General features: G+C 42.4%; 22 protein-coding genes. All 22 read left to right on the top strand.

The genetic code is table 11. The features are described 5' to 3' along the window. Positions 1–67 precede the first annotated feature (67 nt). The 22 genes from ispG (at position 68) to ACFVRY_RS18975 (ending at position 25,890) form a co-directional block, all read left to right on the top strand. Positions 68–1,192, top strand: coding sequence for a flavodoxin-dependent (E)-4-hydroxy-3-methylbut-2-enyl-diphosphate synthase (gene ispG / locus ACFVRY_RS19080; protein WP_066376839.1), 1,125 nt, complete (start codon positions 68–70; stop codon positions 1,190–1,192). 542 nt (positions 1,193–1,734) lie between these two features. Beyond that, entirely contained in the window at positions 1,735–2,346 is a 612-nt protein-coding gene (locus ACFVRY_RS19075; protein WP_387501870.1) for a hypothetical protein, read from the top strand. A 167-nt stretch (positions 2,347–2,513) separates the two neighbouring features. Beyond that, positions 2,514–4,223, top strand: coding sequence for an ATP-dependent protease LonB (gene lonB / locus ACFVRY_RS19070; protein ID WP_387501869.1), 1,710 nt, complete (start codon positions 2,514–2,516; stop codon positions 4,221–4,223). A gap of 175 nt (positions 4,224–4,398) precedes the next feature. After that, positions 4,399–6,729, top strand: coding sequence for an endopeptidase La (lon, locus tag ACFVRY_RS19065; protein ID WP_387501868.1), 2,331 nt, complete (start codon positions 4,399–4,401; stop codon positions 6,727–6,729). A gap of 47 nt (positions 6,730–6,776) precedes the next feature. Beyond that, entirely contained in the window at positions 6,777–7,433 is a 657-nt protein-coding gene (gene yihA / locus ACFVRY_RS19060; protein ID WP_387501867.1) for a ribosome biogenesis GTP-binding protein YihA/YsxC, read from the top strand. Between the two features lie 83 nt (positions 7,434–7,516). Next, a complete protein-coding gene (locus ACFVRY_RS19055) occupies positions 7,517–8,104 on the top strand; it encodes a non-ribosomal peptide synthetase module (protein WP_387501866.1) in 588 nt (195 codons plus the stop codon). Then, positions 8,010–8,987 carry a tyrosine-protein phosphatase gene (locus ACFVRY_RS19050; protein ID WP_387501865.1) on the top strand — a complete coding sequence of 326 codons (978 nt, stop codon included), beginning with the start codon at positions 8,010–8,012 and terminating at the stop codon, positions 8,985–8,987. Before ACFVRY_RS19055 ends, ACFVRY_RS19050 begins: the two co-directional genes overlap by 95 nt. Positions 8,988–9,090: 103 nt before the next feature. Then, positions 9,091–11,100: an S-layer homology domain-containing protein gene (locus ACFVRY_RS19045; protein ID WP_387501864.1), complete on the top strand. Its 2,010-nt coding sequence runs from the start codon at positions 9,091–9,093 to the stop codon at positions 11,098–11,100. Positions 11,101–11,187: 87 nt separating this feature from the next. Next, complete coding sequence (locus tag ACFVRY_RS19040; RefSeq protein ID WP_387501863.1) at positions 11,188–11,982, top strand: YveK family protein; 795 nt, start codon at positions 11,188–11,190, stop codon at positions 11,980–11,982. Then, a complete protein-coding gene (locus ACFVRY_RS19035) occupies positions 11,963–12,652 on the top strand; it encodes a CpsD/CapB family tyrosine-protein kinase (protein ID WP_387501862.1) in 690 nt (229 codons plus the stop codon). The genes ACFVRY_RS19040 and ACFVRY_RS19035 overlap by 20 nt, the downstream gene beginning before the upstream one ends. A 41-nt stretch (positions 12,653–12,693) precedes the next feature. Then, positions 12,694–14,526 carry a polysaccharide biosynthesis protein gene (locus ACFVRY_RS19030; RefSeq protein ID WP_387501861.1) on the top strand — a complete coding sequence of 611 codons (1,833 nt, stop codon included), beginning with the start codon at positions 12,694–12,696 and terminating at the stop codon, positions 14,524–14,526. A gap of 32 nt (positions 14,527–14,558) precedes the next feature. Next, a complete protein-coding gene (locus tag ACFVRY_RS19025) occupies positions 14,559–15,227 on the top strand; it encodes a hypothetical protein (RefSeq protein ID WP_387501860.1) in 669 nt (222 codons plus the stop codon). Then, positions 15,220–16,281: a stalk domain-containing protein gene (locus ACFVRY_RS19020; protein WP_387501859.1), complete on the top strand. Its 1,062-nt coding sequence runs from the start codon at positions 15,220–15,222 to the stop codon at positions 16,279–16,281. The genes ACFVRY_RS19025 and ACFVRY_RS19020 overlap by 8 nt, the downstream gene beginning before the upstream one ends. A 45-nt stretch (positions 16,282–16,326) precedes the next feature. Next, positions 16,327–16,944, top strand: a complete 618-nt coding sequence (locus ACFVRY_RS19015; RefSeq protein ID WP_387501858.1) for a sugar transferase — start codon at positions 16,327–16,329, stop codon at positions 16,942–16,944. A 17-nt stretch (positions 16,945–16,961) separates the two neighbouring features. Continuing rightward, positions 16,962–17,615, top strand: coding sequence for an acetyltransferase (locus ACFVRY_RS19010; protein WP_387501857.1), 654 nt, complete (start codon positions 16,962–16,964; stop codon positions 17,613–17,615). Next, a complete protein-coding gene (locus ACFVRY_RS19005; RefSeq protein WP_387501856.1) occupies positions 17,615–18,757 on the top strand; it encodes a DegT/DnrJ/EryC1/StrS family aminotransferase in 1,143 nt (380 codons plus the stop codon). Before ACFVRY_RS19010 ends, ACFVRY_RS19005 begins: the two co-directional genes overlap by 1 nt. Positions 18,758–18,769: 12 nt before the next feature. Then, a complete protein-coding gene (locus ACFVRY_RS19000; protein WP_387501855.1) occupies positions 18,770–19,933 on the top strand; it encodes a glycosyltransferase in 1,164 nt (387 codons plus the stop codon). Between the two features lie 78 nt (positions 19,934–20,011). Further along, positions 20,012–21,034, top strand: coding sequence for a glycosyltransferase family 2 protein (locus tag ACFVRY_RS18995; protein WP_387501854.1), 1,023 nt, complete (start codon positions 20,012–20,014; stop codon positions 21,032–21,034). A 10-nt stretch (positions 21,035–21,044) separates the two neighbouring features. Further along, the gene (locus ACFVRY_RS18990) at positions 21,045–22,025 is read left to right on the top strand and encodes a glycosyltransferase family 2 protein (protein ID WP_387501853.1); all 981 of its coding nucleotides are present in this window, start codon (positions 21,045–21,047) and stop codon (positions 22,023–22,025) included. Between the two features lie 87 nt (positions 22,026–22,112). Then, entirely contained in the window at positions 22,113–23,411 is a 1,299-nt protein-coding gene (locus ACFVRY_RS18985; protein ID WP_387502119.1) for an O-antigen polymerase, read from the top strand. Positions 23,412–23,433: 22 nt separating this feature from the next. Beyond that, positions 23,434–24,471, top strand: a complete 1,038-nt coding sequence (locus ACFVRY_RS18980; RefSeq protein ID WP_387501852.1) for a polysaccharide pyruvyl transferase family protein — start codon at positions 23,434–23,436, stop codon at positions 24,469–24,471. An 18-nt stretch (positions 24,472–24,489) separates the two neighbouring features. Next, positions 24,490–25,890 (top strand): lipopolysaccharide biosynthesis protein, encoded by a 1,401-nt coding sequence (locus ACFVRY_RS18975; protein WP_387501851.1) that lies wholly within the window; start codon positions 24,490–24,492, stop codon positions 25,888–25,890. Positions 25,891–26,146 lie beyond the last annotated feature (256 nt).

Raw genomic sequence — 26,146 nt, 5'->3', positions numbered from 1 at the left:
CTTCCGCTTATCCCGCTTCACTGGCGGGAGGGAAGGGGTGGAGCTTTGGCGTTATGGGGGAGAAATCATGTTCTTGAGACACCAGACCCGTCCCGTCAATGTAGGCGGAGTCATTATTGGCGGTAATAACGAGGTTGCGATTCAAAGCATGTGTACTACCAAAACTGCGGATGTAGAAGCTACTGTAGCGGAAATTCTGCGGCTTGAGGAAGCCGGATGTCAGCTGGTGCGCGTTACCGTCAACAACGAAGAAGCTGCTGAGGCTATCAAGGAAATCAAGAAACGGATTCATATCCCGCTTGTAGCGGATATTCATTTTAATTATAAGCTGGCACTCATAGCGATTGAGAACGGTATTGATAAGGTGCGGATTAACCCGGGTAACATCGGTCGTCGCGAGAAGGTTGAAGCGGTAGTCAAGGCCTGTAAGGAAAAAGGGATTCCGATCCGGATTGGCGTAAACGCCGGTTCACTGGAAAATCATCTGCTTGAGAAGTACGGTTATCCGACCCCAGAAGCGATGGTCGAGAGTGCTTTGTATCATATTGGGATTCTGGAAGAGCTGGATTTCCACGATATTATCGTATCGCTTAAGGCATCTGATGTGCCGATGGCCATCGAAGCATACCGCCAGGCGGCAGAAGTTATCCCTTACCCGCTGCACCTTGGTATTACTGAATCCGGTACGTTGTTCGCCGGGACGGTGAAGAGCTCGGCAGGTATTGGGGCATTGCTCTCCATGGGTATAGGTAGCACCGTGCGGATTTCACTGAGCGCCGATCCGGTGGAAGAAGTGAAGGTAGCACGTGAGCTCCTGAAGACCTTCGGCCTGATCTCCAACGCGGCTACGCTGATTTCCTGTCCGACCTGTGGACGCCTGGATATCGACCTGTTCTCGATTGCCAATGAAGTGGAAGAATACATCTCCAAACTTAAGGTGCCGATCAAAGTATCTGTGCTGGGCTGTGCCGTTAACGGTCCAGGCGAAGCGCGTGAAGCGGATATCGGAATTGCCGGGGCGCGCGGAGAAGGCCTGCTGTTCCGCTATGGCCGGATGATCCGTAAAGTGCCCGAAGCTGATCTCGTTTCCGAATTGAAAAAAGAGATCGACGCGATCGTAGTTCATTTTGAAGCTACAGGGGAAATCCCCGGCCGCAAGCATGCTCAATTAGGGCCGATTGAAACGGCGTAATCCGTTTATTTTATCTACTATTCATTGTTTGGGAGTAGCCTCACATCGTTGCTCGACTGATGACTTGGCAGCTTGTACTGAGAGACTGATGTTGGTAAACTGATCTTGGACAGCTCGCTGAGAAACTGATTTTAGTGTACTCATACTATGCCGCTGGTACCGAGGAGCTATTTCGAAAATAGAGGCATTTCTGCACCTTATATACGTGCCAAGTGAGGGGAAAACCAATATAAGTGCATTTCTGCACCTTAAAGTTAGCAAATGTTAGGGTTTAGGTGAATAACCTTCGAATTAAGGTACTAAAATACCCTTATTTCTAAATATCCCTAATTATCAGTGTAATTAAGATACGATTTTGCCCTTAATTTGTCCCAGCCATTAGTTGTGGGAGGAAAACGGCATGATGCATATTTGTAAGTAGTGGCGAAGAACGCCCTGCGAACGCTCCGGGTTATCCGGCGGCGAGAGCGGGGCGTTTTTTTGTATTTTTTTAAATAAAGGAGGAGAAGACCATCAATTATGAACAAGCACATGAAGCCTTTTTGGAGCACCATCTGACCGCTAGGTCAGGAGAAAGACAGGGTCGGCTGAAAAGAGGACACGGGCATGCTGAACAACTATTTTTACACAATGTATGGTGGCCGCTTCGGGGAGATTTCGCTGACTTGCATCCGGAGTATGAAGTGGTGGATTGGCGAGGACGTTCGTACTTTGCAGATTTCGCGTATTTACCAGGCCCCCTCAAACTGTTGTTTGAAATCAAAGGGTACGCAGCGCATGTTAGAGATATGGACAGACAGAAGTACAGTAATGAGCTGAATAGAGAAACTTTTCTGTATAGGATGGGGTATCAGGTACTTTCCTTCGCTTACGATGACGTGGAACAACGTCCAGATTTGTGTATAACCCTACTAAGACTTGCGCTCAGCCGGCACCAGACGATTAAGGCGCCAGATAGCAGAGTTCAGCTCATGGAAAAAGAAGTTATGCGTTTCGTCGTAGGGCAAGCAGGAAGCATCCGTCCGAAGGATGTGGCCGATTTTTTTGCCTTGAACCCAAGAAGGGTACGTATGCTGCTGTCGGGATTGTGTGAGAAGGGCTGGCTGTACCTGTTAAAAGAGGTGAAGGAATGCGGAATGTACAGTATGAACTAGGCCGTGAGGTTCTGCATTACTGGGATTGATGAGAGAGAGTTGGGAAAGTAGAACGCTAATGCAGAAATCATCTCCTCCGAGCGTTTATGAATGACCGAAACGGCTATACTACCTAGTAGTAGCCAAGGGTGCAAGAGAGGTATTCAGAACGAACAGGAGGATGAGCTATGGAATTAAGTATATTGCTGATGATCGTGCAGCTCTTTTTCGCGCTGGTTATCGGCGTTTATTTTTGGAATCTGCTGCGGGGACAGAAGACCAATAAAACGGCGGTAGACCGAGAGTCGCGAAAAGAGCTGGATAAGCTGCGCAAAATGCGGATGGTATCGCTGACCAAGCCGCTGTCGGAGAAGACGCGTCCGGCCTCAATCGGAGATATTGTCGGGCAGAAGGATGGCCTGCGGGCCTTGAAGGCCGCGCTGTGCAGCGCGAATCCTCAGCATGTTATCATTTACGGGCCACCAGGTGTTGGTAAGACAGCTGCAGCGCGTGTAGTGATGGAAGAAGCTAAGAAGAATGTGCTCTCCCCGTTTAAAAATGATGCTAAATTCACTGAGATTGATGCTACTACGGCCCGTTTTGATGAACGGGGAATTGCCGATCCGTTGATCGGCTCCGTACATGATCCTATCTATCAGGGAGCCGGGGCCATGGGTGTGGCTGGAGTGCCTCAGCCCAAGCCTGGTGCGGTTACGAAGGCGCATGGGGGGATTCTATTTCTGGACGAGATCGGGGAGCTCCATCCCATCCAGATGAACAAGCTGCTCAAAGTGCTAGAGGACCGGAAGGTGCTGCTGGAGAGCGCCTATTACAATTCGGAGGACAGTAATACACCTGCGTATATTCATGATATTTTTCAAAATGGCCTGCCGGCCGATTTCCGTCTGGTAGGCGCAACGACGCGCTCGCCAGAGGAAATTCCGCCTGCGCTCCGCTCGCGCTGCATGGAGATCTATTTCCGGCCGCTGCTGCCGGAGGAGATTGCGGTCATTGCCCGTGATGCTATTCAGAAAATCGGACTGAAGCCGAGTCCTGAGGCGGTTACCGTTGTCCAGCAATATGCTACCAACGGTCGGGAAGCCGTCAACATGATCCAGTTGGCGGCCGGCCTTGCGCTGACAGAGCAGCGCGAAACCCTTAGCGCGGGTGATGTAGAGTGGGTAGCAAGCAGCAGTCAGCTCCCGCTGCGCACCGAGCGCAAGATTCCAACAGCTCCGCAGGTGGGATTGGTCAACGGGCTAGCCGTTTACGGGCCGGGCATGGGCACGCTGCTGGAAATTGAAGTGTCGGCGGCACCTGCTACAGGCGGTCAGGGCCGGCTGAACATCACTGGCGTTGTCGATGAAGAAGAGACGCGCGGTGGCTCCCGGACGATCCGGCGTAAGAGTATGGCCAAGGGCTCAGTGGAGAATGTCTTGACCGTGCTGCGCACCATGAACTTGGAGCCGGACCGTTATGATCTGCACGTTAATTTCCCTGGTGGCACACCCATCGACGGGCCTTCCGCCGGGGTGGCGATGGCAGTGGCGATCGTCTCTGCTATCCGGGGGCTACCCGTGGACAACACGGTGGCGATTACTGGAGAGATTGGGATTCATGGCCGGGTGAAGCCGGTGGGTGGCGTTATTGCCAAGGTCGAAGCTGCCTTCCAGGCAGGAGCGACCACTGTTTTGATTCCCAAGGACAACTGGCAATCCCTGTTCGAAGATCTCTCGCCACTGCAGGTCATTCCTGTGGAGACAGTGGAGGAAGTGTTCCGCCACCTCTTCGGCGCACATATCGCCGATGTGAGATTGCCAGCGGTATCCGGTGAGACGTTCTCGGGAGCACCCTCACTGCTCAAAGCCGATGCTTCCGGCGAAAGCGCCAATCTGTAGATTTTCTTATTTTGCAGATTCAATATCACCGCCAGCAACTTGCAAAATAGATTGCAGTACAAACATAGCAAACACCGGCAGGCCGCATAAAAGCGGCCCGTTGGTGTTTTGATGCTGCTTTTGTTAAAATGAATGCATATGACATTACTTGAGAGCCATTGGGGGTGTGAAAGCGATGATACAGAACAAATCGAAAGGTCGTCGTTTTCCTTTATTGCCGCTTAGAGGCCTTCTTGTGTACCCAAGCATGGTGCTTCACCTGGACGTGGGCCGCGAGAAGTCAGTCAAAGCGCTGGAGAAGGCTATGGTTGAAGATAATTTAATCCTCCTTTGTTCTCAGTCAGAAGTGAATATTGAGGAACCGGGTCAGGAAGATATTTTTCGGGTGGGTACCGTCGCCAACGTAAGGCAGATGCTGAAGCTGCCAAACGGCACGATTCGTGTGCTGGTAGAAGGTGTGGAACGGGCCGAAATCATTCATTATACGGATAATGAGGAGTATTATGAGGTCATGGCGCGCGAGCTGCCGGAGGAAGAAGGAGCTGATCAGGAGAGCGATGCCCTGATGCGCACTGTTCTGAATCAGTTCGAGCACTATATCACACTTTCCAAGAAAGTTACGCCAGAGACGCTTGCTGCGGTGTCCGATATTGAGGAGCCGGGGCGTTTGGCTGACGTGATCACTAGCCATCTGGCGCTGAAGATCAAGGATAAACAGGAAATCCTGGAGACCATTGATGTTCGCAAACGTCTGGAGAAGCTGCTCGATATCCTCAACAATGAGCGTGAAGTGCTGGAACTGGAACGCAAGATCAACCAGCGCGTGAAGAAGCAGATGGAGAAGACACAGAAGGAATATTACCTGCGCGAGCAAATGAAAGCGATCCAGAAAGAGCTTGGCGAGAAGGAAGGCCGGGCAGGGGAAGCGGAAGAGCTGCGAGCCCAGATGGAAGAGAAAGATCTGCCCGAACGTGTCAAAGAGAAGATCGAGAAGGAAATCGACCGTTTGGAGAAAATGCCAGCCAGTTCTGCAGAAGGTGGCGTGATCCGCAACTATGTGGATTGGCTACTTAGCCTCCCATGGAATGACTGGACCGAAGATGATCTCGATATCGTGAAAGCTGAACAGGTGCTGGACGCGGATCATTATGGTCTGGAGAAGCCGAAGGAGCGGGTGCTGGAATATCTGGCGGTTCAACAGCTCGTCAAGAAGCTTAAGGGACCTATTCTTTGTCTTGTGGGGCCTCCGGGTGTCGGCAAAACATCGCTGGCCCGTTCGATCGCCCGTTCTCTGAATCGTAAATTCGTCCGCATTTCGCTCGGTGGTGTGCGGGATGAAGCCGAGATTCGCGGTCACCGCCGCACGTATGTCGGTGCCATGCCAGGACGTATCATTCAAGGCATGAAGACTGCCGGTAGTACGAATCCGGTCTTCCTGCTGGATGAAATCGACAAGATGGCAGCGGATTTCCGCGGCGATCCTTCAGCCGCACTGCTGGAGGTGTTAGACCCGGAGCAGAACAATACGTTCAGCGACCATTTTGTCGAACTGCCATTTGATCTGTCTAATGTCATGTTCGTCACAACAGCTAATGCGGTACACAACATCCCGCGTCCGCTTCTGGACCGGATGGAGATGCTGTTTATTCCAGGATACACGGAGCTAGAGAAGCTGCAGATTGCCAGTCGTTATCTCATGCCGAAGCAGAAGACGAACCATGGCCTGGAAGAAGATCAGCTGAATATACCGGAGGAGACCCTGCTTAAGATTATCCGTGAATATACGCGGGAATCCGGGGTGCGTAACCTGGAGCAGCAGATTGCTGCCTTGTGCCGCAAAGCTGCGAAGCAACTGGTCTCTGGGGAGAAGGAAACTGTCAGCATCCTGGAGGAAGATCTTAAGGATTATCTGGGAACCTCCAAGTATCGTTATGGCATGGCCGAGCTGGAGGACCAGATCGGAACGGTAACAGGTCTGGCCTGGACCGAGGTTGGCGGAGATACGCTGCTGATTGAGGTGACGGTGGTTCCGGGTGCAGGCAAACTGATTTTGACCGGGCAGCTAGGGGATGTCATGAAGGAATCGGCGCAAGCTGCTTTCAGCTACACCCGTTCGAAAGCGGTGGAGCTGGGGCTGGAGCCTGATTTTTACGAGAAAAATGATATTCACATCCATATTCCGGAAGGTGCCATTCCTAAGGATGGACCATCGGCAGGCATTACAATCGCTACCGCGCTAATCTCTGCGTTAACCAAACGCTATGTCTCGAAGGATGTCGCCATGACCGGTGAGATTACGCTGCGCGGCCGTGTACTGCCGATCGGTGGACTGAAGGAGAAATCTCTTGCGGCTCATCGTGCCGGGTATAAGAAAATTTTGCTGCCCAAGGACAATGAACGCGATCTGAAGGAAATCCCCGACAGTGTCAAAAAAGATGTAGAGTTCGTACCGGTATCCCATATGGACCAGGTGCTGCATCATGCGCTTGTCGAGCATCATACCTAAAAATTAGCAGTGAGCCACGAAGTAGTGTGCATTAGAAAGGAAGTCCTATGAAAGTTAACAGTTCCGAATTTATTATCAGTGCCGTCGGCCCTGATCAATACCCAGATGATGCCTTGCCAGAGATTGCTCTGGCAGGGCGCTCTAATGTAGGGAAATCCTCTTTAATCAATCGTATGATTAACCGCAAGAATCTCGCCCGGACTAGCTCCACCCCAGGTAAGACGCAGCATATGAACTATTACCTTATTAATGAAAACATGTATTTTGTGGACTTTCCGGGATACGGGTATGCCAAGGTGTCCAAGACCCAGCGTGCGACCTGGGGCAAAATGGTGGAAAAATATTTGGCCGAACGGGACACGTTGAAGCTCGTTCTGCTTATCGTGGATTTGCGCCACCCGCCTACAAGCAATGATAAAATGATGTTCGACTGGCTGAAGCACTATGATATTCCGCTTTGCGTGGTGGCCACCAAGGCTGATAAAATTCCCAAGACCCGCTGGCCGAAGCATGTCAAGATCATGAAGCAGGAACTCGGCGTACTGCCGGGTGATTTGTTCATTCAATTCTCATCGGAAATCGGACTTGGCCGTGATGAACTGTGGGCACTGGTCTCCGAGCATATCCAGTCTACCGAGCAAGAAGTGGTGGAGGAAGAAGTTTCCGGTCAAGAGCCGGATGCTGGCGAAGTCTCCGAAGCGTAGAGCGTGCCGAGTAGATGTGGAATGAATCTCGTGTTCATTGTATAATCTTGCTAAACAGTGTTACCAAGAATTGAGGGATCAAGATGGCTCAGCGTCTGGCTACGGAATATGTGAATGCGACTTTGCAAATGACGGAATTTCAGATGAACCAGTTCCTGCTCTCGGCAGATACCTGTTATATCAGTCACCGTGTCAAAGTGCTCGGCGGCGGAGAACAGGAGATTGTGCTGGAGGAGGCTGGGGGAGAGGAAGTTCATTTGTCCTTTGAACGCAAAGGTAGCATTTATGTCGGCAAGTTGTCCTGCAGGGTGGTCAACCCCCATTTGAATAATGCGGTCCGCAAGCTGTTCGTGACCTATAAAGGGACAGGAACGGTACACCGGATATACAAAGGTTTCACGATGATGTATTACTATGTGGCTGGCTCTGTCCGCCAAATTTCGGAAATTACGCCTAGTGGCAGCAAGCTGATCTACCAGCACAAGCATACGGCTGCGGAAATGCTAAAATTGTACCATTCCAACCTTGTAGAAGAGGAGATTGCTAGCCTCAGACGGCAAGTGGATTTGCTGCTGGATGCACGCAATACCGCAGGATCGTTGTCACGTATTGCAGAGCTTGATGGTGAATTGGGCGCTGCTGCCGAAAGGCTCTTCCAATTGGAAGCATAATGAAATAGTTACTGAAAGTTACAATCATTTCCAAAAGAAATGGTTGTATTTTTTTGTCGAAAAACTAAAGATGCGGGTAGAAGGGACCGATAGAGAACTTATGATAGATATACATTGCCACATCTTACCCTTTTTGGATGACGGAGCTAGTGATTGGGATGCTGCACTAGCCATGGCGAGTGATGCCCTAGCGGATGGGATCACCAGCGTAGTCGCCACACCACATCACGCCAATGGACAATATATGAATCCAGCAACGAATACAATGCTAGCTGTGGAGGAGCTAAATGAGAGACTTCGGCGGGCCGGGAACCCGTTGAACGTTCTTCCGGGCCAGGAAGTCCGTGTCTATGGCGATCTTTTGGCTGATCTGGAGCAGGGTGAACTGTTAACTTTGGCAGGCTCTCGTTATCTTCTGCTGGAGATGCCCTCCTCACGAATCCCCCGGGGCATGGAGGAGGTCTGCCACGAACTGATCATTCAGGGACTGATTCCGATTATTGCACATCCGGAGCGCAATGCCGAGGTGGCGGCAGAGCCAGCCAAACTGCTAAAACTGACTGAAATAGGTGTACTGGGTCAATTGACTGCGCAAAGTCTCGCGGGTACCTTCGGGAGCAAGCTGCAAAAACTGTCGCTGGAGCTATGCCGTAAGGGGGCTGTACATATGATCGCCTCCGATGCCCATGATAGCGTGCACCGCCCGTTCGGACTGAGTGAGGCGTACAGGAAACTAGAGGCAGAAATGGGTTTGGAGGTCTGCGACTATTTCCGTGAAAATACGCAGAAAATTGTCATGAGTGAGCAGGTTTTTCAGCAGGAATTCGTAAAAATACGAACAAAACGTCAGAAATTGTTCGCTTTTTTTTCCCGGAAAGGCTGACCTAATGCTTGATTGATGGTAGAATGGTTTTTATTGGGTTGAAGACACCAAGATTTTTCCAGTTATACCAATTAAAAAATACATAAGAAGAGGTGGATGAACAGTGACTTTGAAGAAGAAACTGGCAGTATCGACTTTGGCAGTCAGCTTGGCTACTGCATCTTTTGCAGGAATTCCGTTTAGCAGCGAGGGGCTGGCTAAGCAATTTGGATTTACGGGAGTAGCGGCGGCTTCAGCGGTAACTACCAAGTCGGCAATTAATGAGAGAATCCAGAAAGTATATGACAACGTGACTACCGGTGAGGCGCTTTACAAATACAAGCAGCAGGCTTTGGGACTCAATGCTGATGAATTCTATGAGATCTTTGCTCCTGTGCTTGATAAACTGGTTAACACGGAATTTCTGAACACAGAAGACGTTGCTACGTCTTATGAATTGTTCAGAAGTGCTTCTAGCGTAGTATACGATGTATACACAGATGGTACGGATGTCATCAAGGACAAGCTTTTTGTGGACAAGAACATTGAATTGCTGAATAAAATTGCCAAGAAAGCCGGAGTAGCGAGCCTTTCTTTTGATGACTTCAGTGAATTCATCTTCGGTGCTAACGGCGTAGAAGCTGAACTGCGTAAATTGCTTGACGGTAAAGACCCTAGCCAAGTGCTTAAAGATAAAGCTCTACTGAAAAAAGCGGTTCAAAATGTTCTTGAGCGTAAGGTGCCAGGGAATAACTCTCTAACCGTTAGCCAAGTGGTGTACAATCTGGGCATTACAAGTGAAGAAGTTTATGCCACTGTGAATAATATCAGAGAGAAGCTCGACACTGCTGAGCCGGCAGCTCTGACGCTCGGACTTGCTTACCTTAAAGCGTATCCATTGGACAAGAAAGACAACGAAAATCCTAACCCTGGAACTAGCACCCCTGGTGGTAGCGGTTCAGACTTCAATACAGGTACACCAGCTCAGGTCGTTATTAAAGAAGGCGGAGTCTACGATGTGTCCAAGCTGGTATCCATTGTTGACGGCAAAGCTACACTGAAACTGGTTGACGCTGATGTGCTCAAAGCAATTGACGCACTTGTAGCAGCAAATAAAGAAGCTAAAACACTGACTTTGGATCTGGGTACTGTGAACGCTAAGACTGTAGAAGTGCCGCTGTCCAAAGCGATTATCGAGGCAGCTAAAGCAAAGGGTATCGCTAACATTGCAGTAACCTTCAATGGTCTGACTGTGACGATTCCTGTAGGACAATTCGATGCTGCAATTGCGCTGACGGTTTCCAATGTTGACGATGCAGTCGTAACATCCGTAACCCAACTGAAACTGGCTTCCAGTGTATATGAATTCGGATTGACTGTAGACGGTAAAGCCGTAACTACCTTCAAACAACCGATTACACTGAAGTTGCCATTGAAAAATACTGAAGGTCTGGATAAAGAGCTTCTTTCCGTAACAAAGCTTGTATATAGCAGTCTGCAATTCCAAGGTGGCGTGCTGGATGGCGACTACATTGTGAAGCCACGCGATACATTCTCTTCTTACGCTGTACTTGAGAACAAAGTATCCTTCAGCGATATCGCTAGTGTACAAGCATGGGCAGGAAGACAAATTCAAGTTGTAGCCGCTAAGGGTGTTATCGAAGGCGTAGGCGACGGCAAATTTGCTCCGAAGAGCAACGTGACTCGCGCTGAGTTCGCGAAGATGCTCATCCGTGGCTTGAATCTGGAGAACAGCTCTGCTACCCAAACTTTCAGCGATGTAAAAGCTAATGACTGGTTCGCACCTTATGTAGCGGTTGCTGCTGAGAAGGGCATTATCAATGGTCGTGGCGATAACAAGTTCGATCCGAGTGCAACGATTACCCGTGCTGAGATGGCAACGATGATCTCCCGTGCGCTGAAATCTGTGAAGGACATCAAGGACCCGGCTTCCCTGTCGGCTCTGAGCGCATTCAGTGATGCTGCCAAGATCAGTTCTTCCCTGAAAGAAGGCGTTGCCTTCGCAGCAAGTCATGACCTGGTCATCGGCAATGCTGGTAAATTCAGCCCTAACAATTCAGCTACTCGTGCTGAGGCAGCTGTAATTATCTACCGCACTATTAACTTTAAATAAAAAAGTAAACTGGAGAGCCTCCTTTCATGAAGATGAGAGGAGGTCCTTCTCTGGGATATTCTAGAATCAACTTGGAGGTAATTTCACTTGTCATCACAAGAATTGGATCTTCGCGATTATTTCCGGATTATCAGGAAGCGACTGTGGATGATCGTCAGTATTGTTGTAATCGTGTGCGCTCTTGCCGGGGTTTACAGTTTGTATATCAAGAAACCGGTATATGAAGCATCCACCAAAATTATCGTCAACCAGACTCCGACCCAGTCGGCGATGACGCAGCTCGATCTTAATCAGATCAATACAAATATTCAACTGATCAATACGTATAAAGAAATTATCAAAACACCGGCTATTCTGGATATTGTTATCAAGAATTATCCGCAGTTCAACATTACTACCGAAGAGCTTTTGAAAAAGGTTAATGTCAGCTCCGTCAACAATACGCAGGTGATGACACTTGTCGTTCGAGATAATTCCTACACACAAGCAGCAGAGATTGTGAATGCCATTTCTCTTGTGTTCAAGCAGGAAATTCCATCGCTATTCAATGTTCAGAACGTATCGATCTTGAATGAAGCCAAAGTGAATCCTCCAGTTGAACCTAGACCCGTCGAACCCAATGTGTTGTTGAATATCGCCATCGCTTTTGTAGTGTCGTTGATGATTGGATTAGGCATCGCCTTCCTACTCGAATACATGGACGATACAATCAAAACGGAAGCGGATATTGAGAAATATCTGGGTCTGCCTACGATCGCGATGATTACAAGAGTGGGACAAGAGAATGGTGCGAAGCCCACTTCGAGACAGGCTCAAGCCCAAGCCCAAGCCCAAACTTCCGGAAAGGCAGGGGACCTTGAACATGTCACAGTCACCAAATAATCAACAACGTCACCTCATTACAGTTACCAACCCGCGCTCGCCTATATCGGAAGCTTTCCGCGCGCTGCGTACGAATATTGATTTTTCTTCGGTGGATGAGAAGATCCAGATCATTATGATTACCTCCTCCGGTCCAGAAGAAGGTAAGTCCACTGTTTCGGCCAACCTGGCCGCTGCATATGCGCAGTCTGATAAGAAAGTGCTATTAATTGATGGCGATTTGCGCAAGCCTACCGCCCATAAGACATTTAAGCTCAGCAATCGCTATGGATTATCCTCTCTACTGTCCAAGCAGGCTGATCTGGAAGATGTAGTTCAGGACTCTGGTGTACCTAACCTGTCCCTGATCACTTCAGGACCGCTTCCTCCGAACCCGGCTGAGATGATGGCCTCCAACCGTATGACCACTGTGCTTCAGGAAATGCGTGAATTATTCGATATTGTGATTATCGACACGCCTCCACTCCTAGCAGTGACCGATGCGCAGATTGTGGCTTCGAAGAGCGATGGCGTAATCATGGTAGTCAGCTACGGCAAGGTTAAACGAGAAATTGCGATGAAAGCCAAGTCCGGCCTAGATCGGGTAGGGGCGAAAATGCTGGGCGTCGTTTTGAATAACGTGAAACGCAAGGCCAGCGAGGGGTATTACTATTATTATTACGGAAATTAACCAGAATCGTAGGGAAAATGTTATTTTTGGAGGCACTGAAAATGACAGCGAAAACTAGAATAGTTGTATTATTCCTCGTAGACCTTGCCATCATCTGGTTCAGTATTGTGACATCTTATCTGTTCCGTTTTTATGATGATATGCCTAGGGAATATTACATTCAAATCTATCAATATGGACTGATCTCAACCGTAACCTTCGGCGGGAGCCTGATTTATTTTGGCTTATATCGGCGAATGTGGCAGTATGCCAGCATCGGAGAAATCATATCAGTCATTAAGGCTATTCTGGTAGGAGCGCTGCTCTCTTACGGCATAGCCTTCATCATTTTACCGGAACGTGTGCCATTTGGCGTAGAAGTTCGTTCGGTGGAGACCATTTTGGTTCTGGTAGGCGGTGTGCGTTTCTTTTGGAGGATGTTTCATAGAGAGCGAATCAACTATAAGGATACACAGACACATACCCTCGTTGTAGGCGCAGGAGATTGCGGTACACTTATAGCCCGGGAAATGATGGGCCCGATGTTTGCTCACAATAAGATCGTGGGATTCATTGACGACAGTATGAATAAATATCATATGACGATATTGGGAATTCCTGTGCTGGGCAATCGTTATTCCATTCCTAGCATTGTGAAAGAACGAAATATCCACGAGATCATCATTGCTATGCCTTCTGTCTCACGCAAGGAGATTTCCGAAATCATTAACATTGCCAAGAAGACAGGCGCGAAGCTGAAGATTATTCCTGCACTCAATGATCTCATCGCCGGCAAAATATCCGTCAAGAAGCTGCGTGACGTTAGTGTAGAGGATTTGCTGGGACGGGAGCCAATTGTCGCAGATATGAACGGCATTCTGGGGTATGTCTATGGCAGAAGCGTATTAGTTACTGGAGCAGGCGGGTCCATTGGTTCGGAGCTTTGTAGGCAGATCCTACCTTTCTCACCGGACAAGCTGCTTTTGTTGGGACATGGTGAGAACAGTATCTATACTATCGAAATGGAGCTTCGCAAGAGCTTTCCGGAGGCGCAAATCATTACAATTATTGCGGATGTACAGGACCGCACCCGGATGATGGATGTCTTCCGCAGTCATAGACCGCAAGTAGTCTTTCATGCAGCAGCACATAAACACGTTCCCTTGATGGAGCGAAATCCTTCTGAAGCGATCAAGAATAACGTGTTCGGCACGCGCAACGTGGCTGATTGTGCTGATAAATATGGTGCCCAGCGTTTCGTGATGATCTCTTCAGACAAAGCCGTGAATCCTACCAGTGTGATGGGGGCGACCAAGCGGATTGCAGAGATGTATGTGCAGAGCCTGAGTGCGACGAGTCAGACCAAATTTTCGGCGGTGCGCTTTGGCAACGTACTGGGCAGCCGAGGCAGCGTGATCCCGGCATTCAAGCAGCAGATCGCAGCGGGTGGACCGGTAACAGTAACGCATCCTGAGATGGTACGTTATTTCATGACCATTCCGGAAGCAGTACAGCTTGTCATCCAGTCTGGTGCTTTTGCCAAAGGTGGAGAAGTGTTTGTCCTGGATATGGGAGAACCTGTGAAGATTCTCACTTTGGCTGAAGATTTAATTACGTTGTCTGGATTCGAGCCGTATGTAGATGTTGAGATTAAGTTCTCAGGAATTCGTGAAGGAGAAAAGCTGTATGAAGAACTCCTGACGGATGAAGAGAACCTGGGTGCGACCCAGCATAATCGGATTTTCATAGGAAAACCGGAGATTATGAACCAGAACCAGCTTGAACTTGAATTCAAGCGTCTGGAGCGTGTACTGCCCGAGGAGCCAGAAGCCATTCGAGAAGTCATTAACCAGATTGTTCCCATGCAGCCGGTCGCACAAGCGGCGATCAGTTGACTAATCTAATTCAAAGCAGGGGGAACCCCTTAATGGTAAAGAAAAAGAAGTGGAAGAAAATTGTGTTCTGGTCCCTATCCATAATCATTGTACTAGGTGTTGGTGGCGCATTCGCAGCTAATTATGCCGTTGACAAACTTATGAATTCCATGGCAGAAGGATTTGATCTGGATGCAGAAGCCACAGTTGTAGCTGATGGACAAAGTAACGATAAATCACCAGATGTATCTGGCCCCGCTAACAATAGTGTTCCAGCACAAGGAACGGACTCTTCTATTGCAAGCCCTTCCGAGGAAGGAAATGGAACCGTGCCGACGAAGAAGCCTGCTGAAGGAGTTTCAGGGACCACTCCGCCAGGAGACAAGGGAACTACTGGAACAGCTAAAGATGGCTATACCACAGAAGTATCTAAAGATAAGGCTAAGGAAATTCAACAGAGTATCACAGTGAAAGATAAAGCCGATGTCGTATCTATTGTTCTGGGTCAACTCAGCGCCTCAGATATTAAGAGGCTGCAAGAGCTTGCACAAGGCGGCTTAACCGTCGAAAAGAAAAAGGAAGCGCGCAGTATTATTCTTGGCAAAGTTAGCGAAGAACAATACAATGAGCTGTCGAAAATCGCCAAGAAATACGGGATTAGTCAAGGGAAAACCCGTGATCAAGTCATCGAAGAAGAGAAGGACGTGACCAAAAGTGAGTAAATTAAAAGTTTCAGCCGTTATGTTGAGCCTGGCAGTGTTAATCAATGTCGCACCATTGTCTGTATCCGCTCCAGCTTCTGTTGCTGCAGCTTCTACGACAACTAAGACCAATACTATTAAGGTTCAGAGCGTGGATGTAAAAATGATATTCGACGGTGTAACCTTGCAGCCGCCAGCTGGCCAGCATGTGTTCATCTACAATAATTCAACCTATGTACCACTGCGCTTCATGTCCTATGCCCTGCAAAAATCAGTGAGCTGGGATGCCAAGAACCTGAAGGTTACCGTAGCAGAGCCTAGCAGTTCGGAATTGGTAGTTATAAAAGAGTTCTTAATGAATGCTGCAAGTAGTGGAGCAAGTTCAGCTCCTGCGGCAAGCATTGCTCTAAATCATATCGATGCTAGTTATGTATTTGGCGGTTCAGCCAAGAAATTGCCTGCAGGCCAATCCAGCTATATCCTGAATGGCTCAGTATATGTACCACTACGTTTTTTATCGGAATCCGTAGGCTATTCCATTAGTTGGGACCAGAAAACCAAGACGATTACAGCAGCATCCGCTGCGTTCAACGAACAAGAGGGCAAGAATAACTCAGGCTCCAATCAGCCTGCCAGTACCAAAGCCCCTACAGCGACTAATGCACCCTCTGCAACACCAACTCCAGCTCCAACAGATGCAGCAGCAGGAAATCCCGGCGGTAGCGGCGGTGCAGGTGGCGGAGGAACAGGAAGCGGTAAAGTTTCTTATGAATCCATCACCAGCGCAACGGAAGCAAAGCTGAATGCGCTCAAAGCTGAGAGTGAATCTGCACTATTCAGCACGGCAATGGAATACCTAGCAGCCAAAGATGATGCCGAGAAGAAAAAGAACATCAAGGCAAAGGGCGTGCAGCAACTGAATTCCTTCAAAGCAAGCTTCAATAGCATAATCGCAGAAACTGAACAAAAACTGAACGCGAATGGTTACAGCACAGCGATCATTAGTGAGTATAGAAGTGCTTTTGAAGAGACTTTAAAACGAGGAATGGCATTGGCGGAAGGATTGGCGGGTTAATATCCGCCTTTCTTTATAATCAGAAAAGCAGAGGTTGAGAACTGAATGAAACCCTATTTGGCTTTTAAAAGAATACTTGATTGGATAGCTGCTTTGTTTCTGATTATTGTGACTTCTCCTATCATGTTAGCAGCAATAGTAGCAATCAAAAAAGATTCCAAAGGCCCTATTCTATTCCGCCAGCAACGGCCTGGTAAGCAAGGTAAGATTTTTACTGTTTATAAATTCAGAACAATGACTTTGGAAAGAGACGTGGAAGGCAATCTTTTGCCGGATATTGAACGGATGACCAGAGTGGGTTCCTTTTTACGTAAGAGTAGTATTGATGAACTCCCACAGCTATTTAATATCTTAAGAGGTGAAATGAGTTTTATTGGTCCTCGCCCCTTACTTGTACAGTATCTTGAACATTACACACCTGAACAAAATCGCAGACATGAAGTGGTGCCAGGCATATCTGGTTGGGCTCAAGTGAACGGTAGAAATACAATCAGTTGGGAAGACAAATTCAATTATGATGTTTGGTACGTAGATCATATAAGCTTTGTGCTGGATGCGAAAATTGTTTTTAAAACGATAAAAAATGTTATGGTTCGTGACGGGATTAATAGCTCAGAAACCAACACGATGCCAATTTTTACTGGGGATACCTTAAAGGGTTAATTTAAAGAGTGTGAAGATTGGGTGATTATGAATTGTCGAATCTATTGATATTGGGTGCGGGTGGACATGGTAAAGTTGTTGCAGATGCAGCAATGGCCACAGGCTCTTGGAGCGGTATAGCCTTTTTAGATAGCAATAAGGATCTTAAGGAAGTTTTAGGATTCCCAGTGGTCGGAGATATAGAGAGCTACACATTCTTTCTCGAACGTTTTCCAGCAGCATTTGTTGCTATAGGACATAACAAGACTAGACTGCTTTGGCTCGAAAAACTTAAACAGGCAGGGTTCCAAATCCCGACTATTATTCATCCGGCTAGTACAATAAGTAGATTTAGTAGTATTGGAAGTGGAAGCATTGTTATGGCTGGAGTGGTGGTTAATGCAGCTACTACCATTGGAGAGGGTTGTATCCTTAATACATCAAGTTCAATTGACCATGACTGCATTATAGAGAGAGGAGTGCACCTATCTCCAGGAGTGAATGTTAGTGGTACTGTCAGCATCAAAAGCTATACTTGGCTTGGGGTAGGTGCAAAAGTATCTAATAACGTTACGATTGGTTCAAATGTTACTGTAGCTGCTGGAGCTGTGGTCATCAACAATGTATCTGATCATGTGATGGTAGCAGGGGTGCCTGCAAAAATAAAAAAAGACTTCGGAGATGAACGGTGATGAATGAACGAATTTTTTTATCCCCTCCTCATATGAGCGGGAATGAAATGAAATACATACAAGAAGCATTTGATACCAATTGGATAGCTCCGCTGGGTACCAATGTAGATAAATTTGAAGAAGAATTATGCGAGTACGTCGGAGTTGATCACGGGCTAGCATTGTCCTCTGGTACAGCAGGAATTCATTTAGCATTGAAATATTTTGGAGTTGGCCCTGGAGATTACGTATTTTGTTCAGACTTAACTTTTGCAGGAAGCTGCAACCCTATCCTCTATGAATATGCAAATCCAATATTTATTGACTCAGAACCTGAAAGCTGGAATATGTCCCCGATTGCTTTAGAGAAAGCCTTTGAGTGGGCCAAAAAAGAAAATAAAATGCCTAAGGCAGTTATTATAGTTGATTTGTATGGTCAGAGTGCCGATTATGACTCGCTGCTTCCAATTTGTGAGCGTTACGGAGTCCCTGTTATTGAGGATGCTGCTGAGGCGCTAGGAGCTACGTATAAAGGAAAGAAATGTGGATCATTTGGACATATCAGTATTTTCTCATTCAATGGCAACAAGATTATCACTACTTCTGGTGGTGGAATGGTTGTCTCTAACGATGAAGAGGCCATAAAGAAGATGCGTTTTTGGGCAACCCAGTCCAAAGAGCCTGTTAGGCACTATGAGCATAAAGAGGTCGGATATAACTACCGGATGTCTAATATTTGTGCGGGTGTTGGGAGAGGTCAGTTGGAAGCTTTGGATAGTTTCATAAATAAGCGAAGAGCTATTAATGAAAGATATAAATCTTTATTGGAATCTCTTCCCGTTGAATTCATTCCAATTTCTGAGATTTCCAAATCCAATTACTGGTTGTCCGTTTTTATGATCCATGAAGAAGGTGGGCATAAAATTCGAGAGCGCCTTTTGGATGAACTAGAAAATCAAAACATAGAAGCTCGCCCTGTATGGAAACCTATGCACTTGCAACCTCTCTTTCATAATAGCATCTACTTTAGTCACTCAGATAAAGTCTCAAAGATACTATTTGATACAGGCATATGTCTTCCTTCTGGCACTGGAATGTCTGAATTTGATATTGAAAGAGTTGTTAAAATCATCAAAGAATCTTTCGAAGTTGTAAAGAAATAATGTTTATAATTATTGCTGGTTAGTTATTTTGATTTTATTGGAAAATGTATATTATATGGAAGTGATAAAGATATGAAACGTATTTTAATTTGTACAACTATTTTATCAACAGTAAAAGCTTTTCTTATTCCACATATACAATTGTTGCAGGGCATGGGTTATACAGTTGATATTGCAGGTAACAAAGATGTAAGTGATTTAGATGCAGTTGTTAATAATGTCTATGATTTACCTTTTCAACGCAATCCTTTATCAAAATTAAATATAGTTGCAGCTCGTGATCTAAAGAAAATAGTAGAGAGTAACAATTATGATAAAATACATTTTCATACTCCTATTGCTAGTGCACTAGGGCGGTGGGTAGCTAAAGGAACAAGAAAAACAGGGACCAAAGTGATGTATACAGCTCATGGATTCCATTTTTACAAAGGATCTCCTGTGATAAATTGGTTAACTTATTATTTAGCAGAGAAATTTCTTGCGAGATATACTGATGTACTGATTACAATAAATAAGGAGGATTATGGTAGGGCGAAGACATTTAAAGCTAAGAATGTGAAATATGTTCCAGGTGTTGGGCTAAATATTGATAAATTCAGGAGTATTCTATCAGATAGATATGAGAAACGATCAGAATTGAATGTTCCGGATGATGCTTTTTTATTGCTTTCTGTTGGTGAACTCAATGAGAATAAAAACCATGGGACAGTTATTAAAGCTTTGGCGAAGTTAAATAACCCAAATACCTATTATGTAATATGTGGGGTAGGATCAAATGCAAACTACCTTGAGAATTTAGCTATGGAACTTGGAATAGCATCTAAGGTCAAACTACTGGGTTTTCGCACCGACATAGCTGAGATATGTAATTGTTCTGATATATTTCTCTTTCCATCTCGTAGAGAAGGCTTGGGGTTGGCAGCATTAGAGGCAATGGCATCTGGTTTGCCTATAGTTACATCTAATGTACATGGAATAGTTGATTATTCAATTAACGGAGTTACAGGATTTAACTATGATGCTGATGATATTGATGGATTTTCATGGGCTATAAATGAATTTATTGTTAATAAGCAGCTAATTGTAAAAATGGGTGATTATAATAGAAAATCACTAAAAGTTTATGAATTGGATTATGTTATTAATGAAATGAGACACATTTATATGAATTATTGATTTCCATATATTTTTAGGAAAGGGGATTAGTGATTGACGCGCGTTCACTAAGAGAATACTTATCTTAAAAAAAATGAAATGGAGACAATGATGAATTTAGGCAAGTTATTATTTAGTATTATTATTCCTGTATACAATGTAGAGGAGTACTTGAGGGAATGTTTGGATAGTCTTATCGAGCAAACATATAAAGGATTTGAAATTATTTTGGTGAATGACGGATCTACCGATAGTTCCGGAATTATTTGTGATGAATACGCGGAAAAATATAATAACTGTTTAGTTTCACATACTTCTAATCAAGGTGTTTCTGCAGCTAGGAATTTAGGGATTGATAGGGCCACCGGAGATTATATAATGTTTGTCGATAGCGACGATTGGTTGGAAAGAGAAGCCTTACAAAAAATACATGAAATATTAATTGAATATCAATATGATATTTTAATGTATGGTTTAATTAAAGACTCTCCTGCCAGAAGCAGAATAATTCTGGAACAGAGAACATCTGAAAGATATTTATCCAATATAGAAGTTGCAAAAAAAATGCCTGCTTTAATCAAAAATGAATCTATAAATAGTGCCATTAAGGTCTATAAAGGTACTATGTTGAGAGACAATAATTTCAGATTCAATACAACTATTGAAATTGCCGAAGATCATTTGTTTAATATACAGTGTTTTTTCAAGGCAGAATCGTTGTATATTTTGGATGAAGTTCTATATCATTACATGTCACGTAGAGATACATCATTATCTAGAAAATTCACGGATAATAAATATAAAAGTATAATAATGGTAAACAATGAATTACTTCATTTAATAAAAGATGATGACAATTATTATGAATTATATGAATCACTATTATATATTCGGTTAAAGAATATTTACTCGTGCTTTATGGATGTGTTTAATCCTAATTGTAACTATTCATTTCGTAGAAAATTGCAGTTCATAGACAATATACTTATTGAGGAGAAAAATACCGATTTTAGTGTTGTTAATAATAAAATGTTCTTCATTCTGGCTATGGCTTTGAAAACAAACTCAAAAATACTCATCTTTTTGATTAGTAAATTAATTTATATTCTCAGGAAGAAATAGAGGTATTTGTATGGAATATTTAATTAGCGTTGTTGTTCCAATATACAACGTCGAACTATACCTAAATAAGTGTGTTGAAAGTATCATGCAACAATCTTATGAAAATATTGAAATTATTTTGGTGGATGATGGTTCGTTAGATAAGAGTGGAGATATTTGTGATGGATATGCCAAAAAAGATAATAGGATTAAGGTAATTCATAAAGAAAATGGCGGGCTTAGTTCAGCACGGAATGCTGGAATACATATGTCTACAGGAAACTATATCTGTTTTATTGATAGTGATGATTGGATCAATAAAGAATTTATTGAAAAGTTGTTTTCGAAAATAATTGAATATGATGCTGATATTGTTGTATGCGGATTTACCTACGAATATGGGGAAAAGAGTATAGAAAATAATTTCATAGGCAGCCAGGAATCTTTGGATAGACATGAAGCGTTGGAAAATTTATTTAATGGGAATTATTTAAATATGACCGTTGCATGGAACAAATTATACAAAAAGAAATTATTTGATACTATACAGTACGAAGTTGGAATAATAAATGAGGACGAAAATATTATTCATGAAATTCTATATAAAAGTTCAAAAGTTATATGTATAGATAAATGTTTATATCACTACAGAATGAGAGAAAATAGCATAACACAAAAGACATTTTCAATTAAAAATTTGGATAGTGTGCATGTATATGAAAATAGATTAGCCTTTTTTGAGGAGAATAATGAAAATGAGTTTGTTGCTTTAACATTACATAAGTACTTCAGAGTTTTATTAAATAATATTTGTAATGTGTATTATAGTGACATTGATAATAAGTCAGTGTATTACGACAGTCTGAAATCTAAACTTGATTCTAATCTAAATAGATTCATCAATTTAAACGACATGAAATTATCAACCAGATGTTTATTATTATGCTATAGAATCAATGCAAAATTAGGCATATATTCCAATAAATTATTGCAGAGACTTAATAGAAAATAAGAAAAAAATTTGAGATAATTTCCTCGAAATAAGATAGTATTTCGGATTATTATGGGTCTACTGAAGTGAAAGAGGTTGATTTTGGACATGGAAATTCTTTTTGTTTTTCTGTATATAATGATGATTTTTTTAAGTCTGTTAATTTCAAAATTCAAATATCAAAAGCTATTACTCCCCAATACAGTTTTTACTATATTATGGGGAATAGTTGGGTTTTTATCCATTGTTGGTGACGTTGGAGCTTTAAGGCCAAGTGCAACAATTCATGTTTATGCCATTCTTACAATAGCTACATTTAATATTACTTACTTTATTTTTACGAAAAAAGCTCATCTAACACCTAATATTAATTATAAGAGTACTATTTTATATGAAATAAATAATAAAGCTGTTTATTTAATAGAGATAATTGCACTCATATTGATCAGCCCTAATCTTGTTGCATCATTGAAAGCCATTTTGGCAAATGGATTGGATTTAACTTATGTAAGAACTCAAACCTATATATTACAAAGATTTGATAGTCAGATATTGATGTTTTTATTTAGAGCAGTTCCTTTGACGTTATTTTCAGTTGTAATGTTATTAGCAATATATAATCTGGTAAATGGTAAGAAAAGATTTCTTAATTTGGTTGTATTTAATTTATTGATAGAAATCCTCACTTTCGGGGGTAGGGGTAAATTATGGAATTTTGTTGCGTTTTTTATAGGTGCATTAATATTAACTGATAGTTTTAAAAAAATAAAAATCAAAGGGAATAAGTACTTGATTTATGCAGTCACTGCTATGGTGATCGTTACTATTTTGCGTGGTGAGGATTTATTAAATGTAATCAAGGCTGCGTATTTATATTTTGTAGGACCCTTTTCATATTTAGAACTGATAATAAGGGACCCTTTAAGGTTTGGTTTAGAAGAACCGGCTATGTATGGCTATCTAACACTAGGTTTTTTATTTGAACCAATTGTCCTTACGCTTAAAGCACTACTAGGTTTGCAAATAGATGTTCCGAGCTATCATTTTAATATCTATGCGCAACCATTTGTTAATATCGGAGACGCAAAAATTGTTTTTTATAATAACAACACAACTATGTTATACACTTTTTTAAGAGATTTTGGACCAAGTGGGGTTATTATAGGAACTTCATTTCTCGCATGGTTAATTTGCTTTTTTCAAAAAAAAGCGATTCAGAAAAATAATCTTAGATATAAAATTATATCAATATTTATGTATTCGATAATTTTGGATAGTGTAAGACTGTATATGCTTACTAATACTACTCTTGTTATTATATTTATCACCTTAATGTTTGCTATTAAAAAACAAAGAAACCAAAATACAGATATTATAGACGGAGTTTATATCGGAAAAATGAAATGAATTGTTAAAGGGAGAAGTGTACATGGGAATCCTTAATAAGGCTAGACTAGTAATGAGCAAGTTTGATTTGTTATTAAAACTCAATAAATTAAAAAACATTAAGAATAATGAGAAAATTATATATTTGTTATCACCTGAACATGGGAATATGGGTGATCAAGCAATTGCAATTGCAATAAGAAAATATCTTCAAGAAAAATTTATTGATAAAGTGATCTTAGAGTTTTCATACACGGAATATATTTTAATAAAAGATAATTTAAAAACAATTTTAAATGATAAGGATCTTATTTTCTTACATGGTGGGGGCAACTTAGGGAATTTATACATAAACGAAGAGAACTTGAGAAGAGATGTTATTAAAAAATTCCCCAAAAATAAAATAATAATTATGCCCCAAAGCATCTCTTTTACGCAGGATAATAATGGTCAGAATGAACTGGAAGTAACAAAAAAGATTTATAGTGAACATAATAATTTGAATATAGTCTGCAGAGAAAATAAGAGTTTCAAAACAGCACAAGAAATTTTCCCGAACAACCAATTATTATTGGCACCTGATAGTGTAATGTATCTAGAGGATTATTATAAGCAAACATTAAGTAGAGATGGTATATTGCTTGCATTAAGAAGTGATAAAGAAAAAGTGCTTGATGATAATTTGGTCACAAATATTAAAAATGCTATAGATGTTTTAAATGAAAATATTGTGTACAGAGATACAATAATCAACAAAAGAGTTAATAAGGAGAATAGAATTTTTGAATTTAATAAGATGCTAGACTCCTTTGCAAGTAGCAAATTAGTAATAACTGATAGATTTCATGGAGTTATATTTTCTGTTATAACTAAAACTCCATGTATCGTATTTAAATCATTAGATCATAAAATATCTGAAGGGATTAAGTGGTTTGCTAATAAGGAATATATTTATTACGCAGAAGCTAAAAATGAAAATTTGAATGATATTATAAAAGAACTTTTGAAAAAAGAGATCGATCCAACTAGTAATGAACTAAAAAATAAGCTTGAAAAAGAAATGGAAAGAATCATTGGATAAATAGGTGAATTTAAAATTATGAATAAATATAGAAAATTAATAAATAATTCAGCTATTTTTGCAATAGGAGATCTTGGAAGCAAACTGATTCTAATTTTTTTGGTTCCGCTATATACATACTATTTATCTACAAGTGAGTACGGTACGATCGATATAATTACAACTACGACTAGTATGTTATTACCAATTATCTCATTAAGTATCTATGATGCTGTATTAAGATTTGTTATGGATAAGGAATATCATAATGAAGTAGTGTTCACTAATTCCTTAGTTGTTACATTATTAGGATCTTTGGTTGCTTTATTCTTTTATCCGTTCTTATCGTACTTTAATATTTTGGACGGATTATTGGGTTATATGTATATAATTTTTATCTTGCAAGCATTGCAATCAATATTCACACAATTTGTAAGGGCTATTGGGGAAATAAAAGTATATTCCTATAATGGCATTTTAATGACGATCGTTACAGCTGGAATGAGTATTTTATTAATAGTAAATTTAGAAATGGGTATGGATGGGTACTTTATAGCTGTAATTATCGGGAATATAATTTCTATAATTCACCTTTTTTTTCAAACCAAATTATACTCGTATATCAAACTAGATGGATTAAATAGATCTATAACTAAAGAAATGCTGATTTACTCTATACCGCTTATACCAAATGCACTAATGTGGTGGATTATGAATGCATCTAATCGTTATTTTATTTTATTTTTTGTAGGAGCCAGCGCGAATGGATTATTCGCCGTAGCAAATAAAATACCTAGTTTACTTTCAATATTAAATACTATATTCTTTAAAGCCTGGCAATTATCAGCTATTGAAGAGTATGAAGATGAAAGTAAGACGAAATTCTATTCTCAAACTTTTTATTACTTTTCAGTTGTTATGTTTGTAGGTACCTCAATTATTTTAATGTTACTAAAGTATATGATGGGAAGCTTAGTGTCGAAAGAATTCTACTCTTCTTGGGAATTCATTCCTTTTCTGTTGATAGGTATAGTTTTTTCAAGCTTCTCAGCTTTCTTAGGTACAAATTATATAGCAGCAAAGAAAACAAAAGGGATATTCAGAACATCGCTAATTGGTGCTGCAATAAATATTATATTAAATCTAATTTTCATACCATTGGTTGGAACAAATGGAGCAGCGATCTCTACAATGTTAAGTTTTCTTATTATATGGATAATGCGCACTTACGATACTAAGAAGTTTATCAATATGAAATTAGACATAACACACATAGTAATAAACTTAGCATTAATTTTTACACAGGTTGTTATATTGTATATGGAATTTAGTTTACTTGTAGAATTTACTATAGAAATTGTATTATTTATTTTCGTAATTATAGTTAATAAAAAGATATTTGAATTGATAAAGCAAATTAGATTTAAGCCAAACGTATAGATCTTGTAGTAAGAATTTTATTATTTACAATACCCAACGAAATTTTCGCTGGGTATTTTTTTATTGATACTTTGGCTAATACAACGCTGAGGATTCTTCATCTATGAATCTTTTCTTTTCTCAAAACACGTCTTTACACCTATTACATTTGACTCTCTTCCTGTATAATTATTCCTTGGAAATAGTTCTCTTCTCCTGATAGATGATAGATAATGAGGGGACAAGAACTATGTATGAACATAGTGGAGGCGATGGT

The sequence above is a fragment of the Paenibacillus sp. NPDC057934 genome (assembly GCF_042887565.1).
Lineage (GTDB): Bacteria > Bacillota > Bacilli > Paenibacillales > Paenibacillaceae > Paenibacillus_AQ.
The sequence above is the reverse complement of the archived record's forward strand: the minus strand, read 5'-3'. Positions and strand labels throughout refer to the sequence as shown.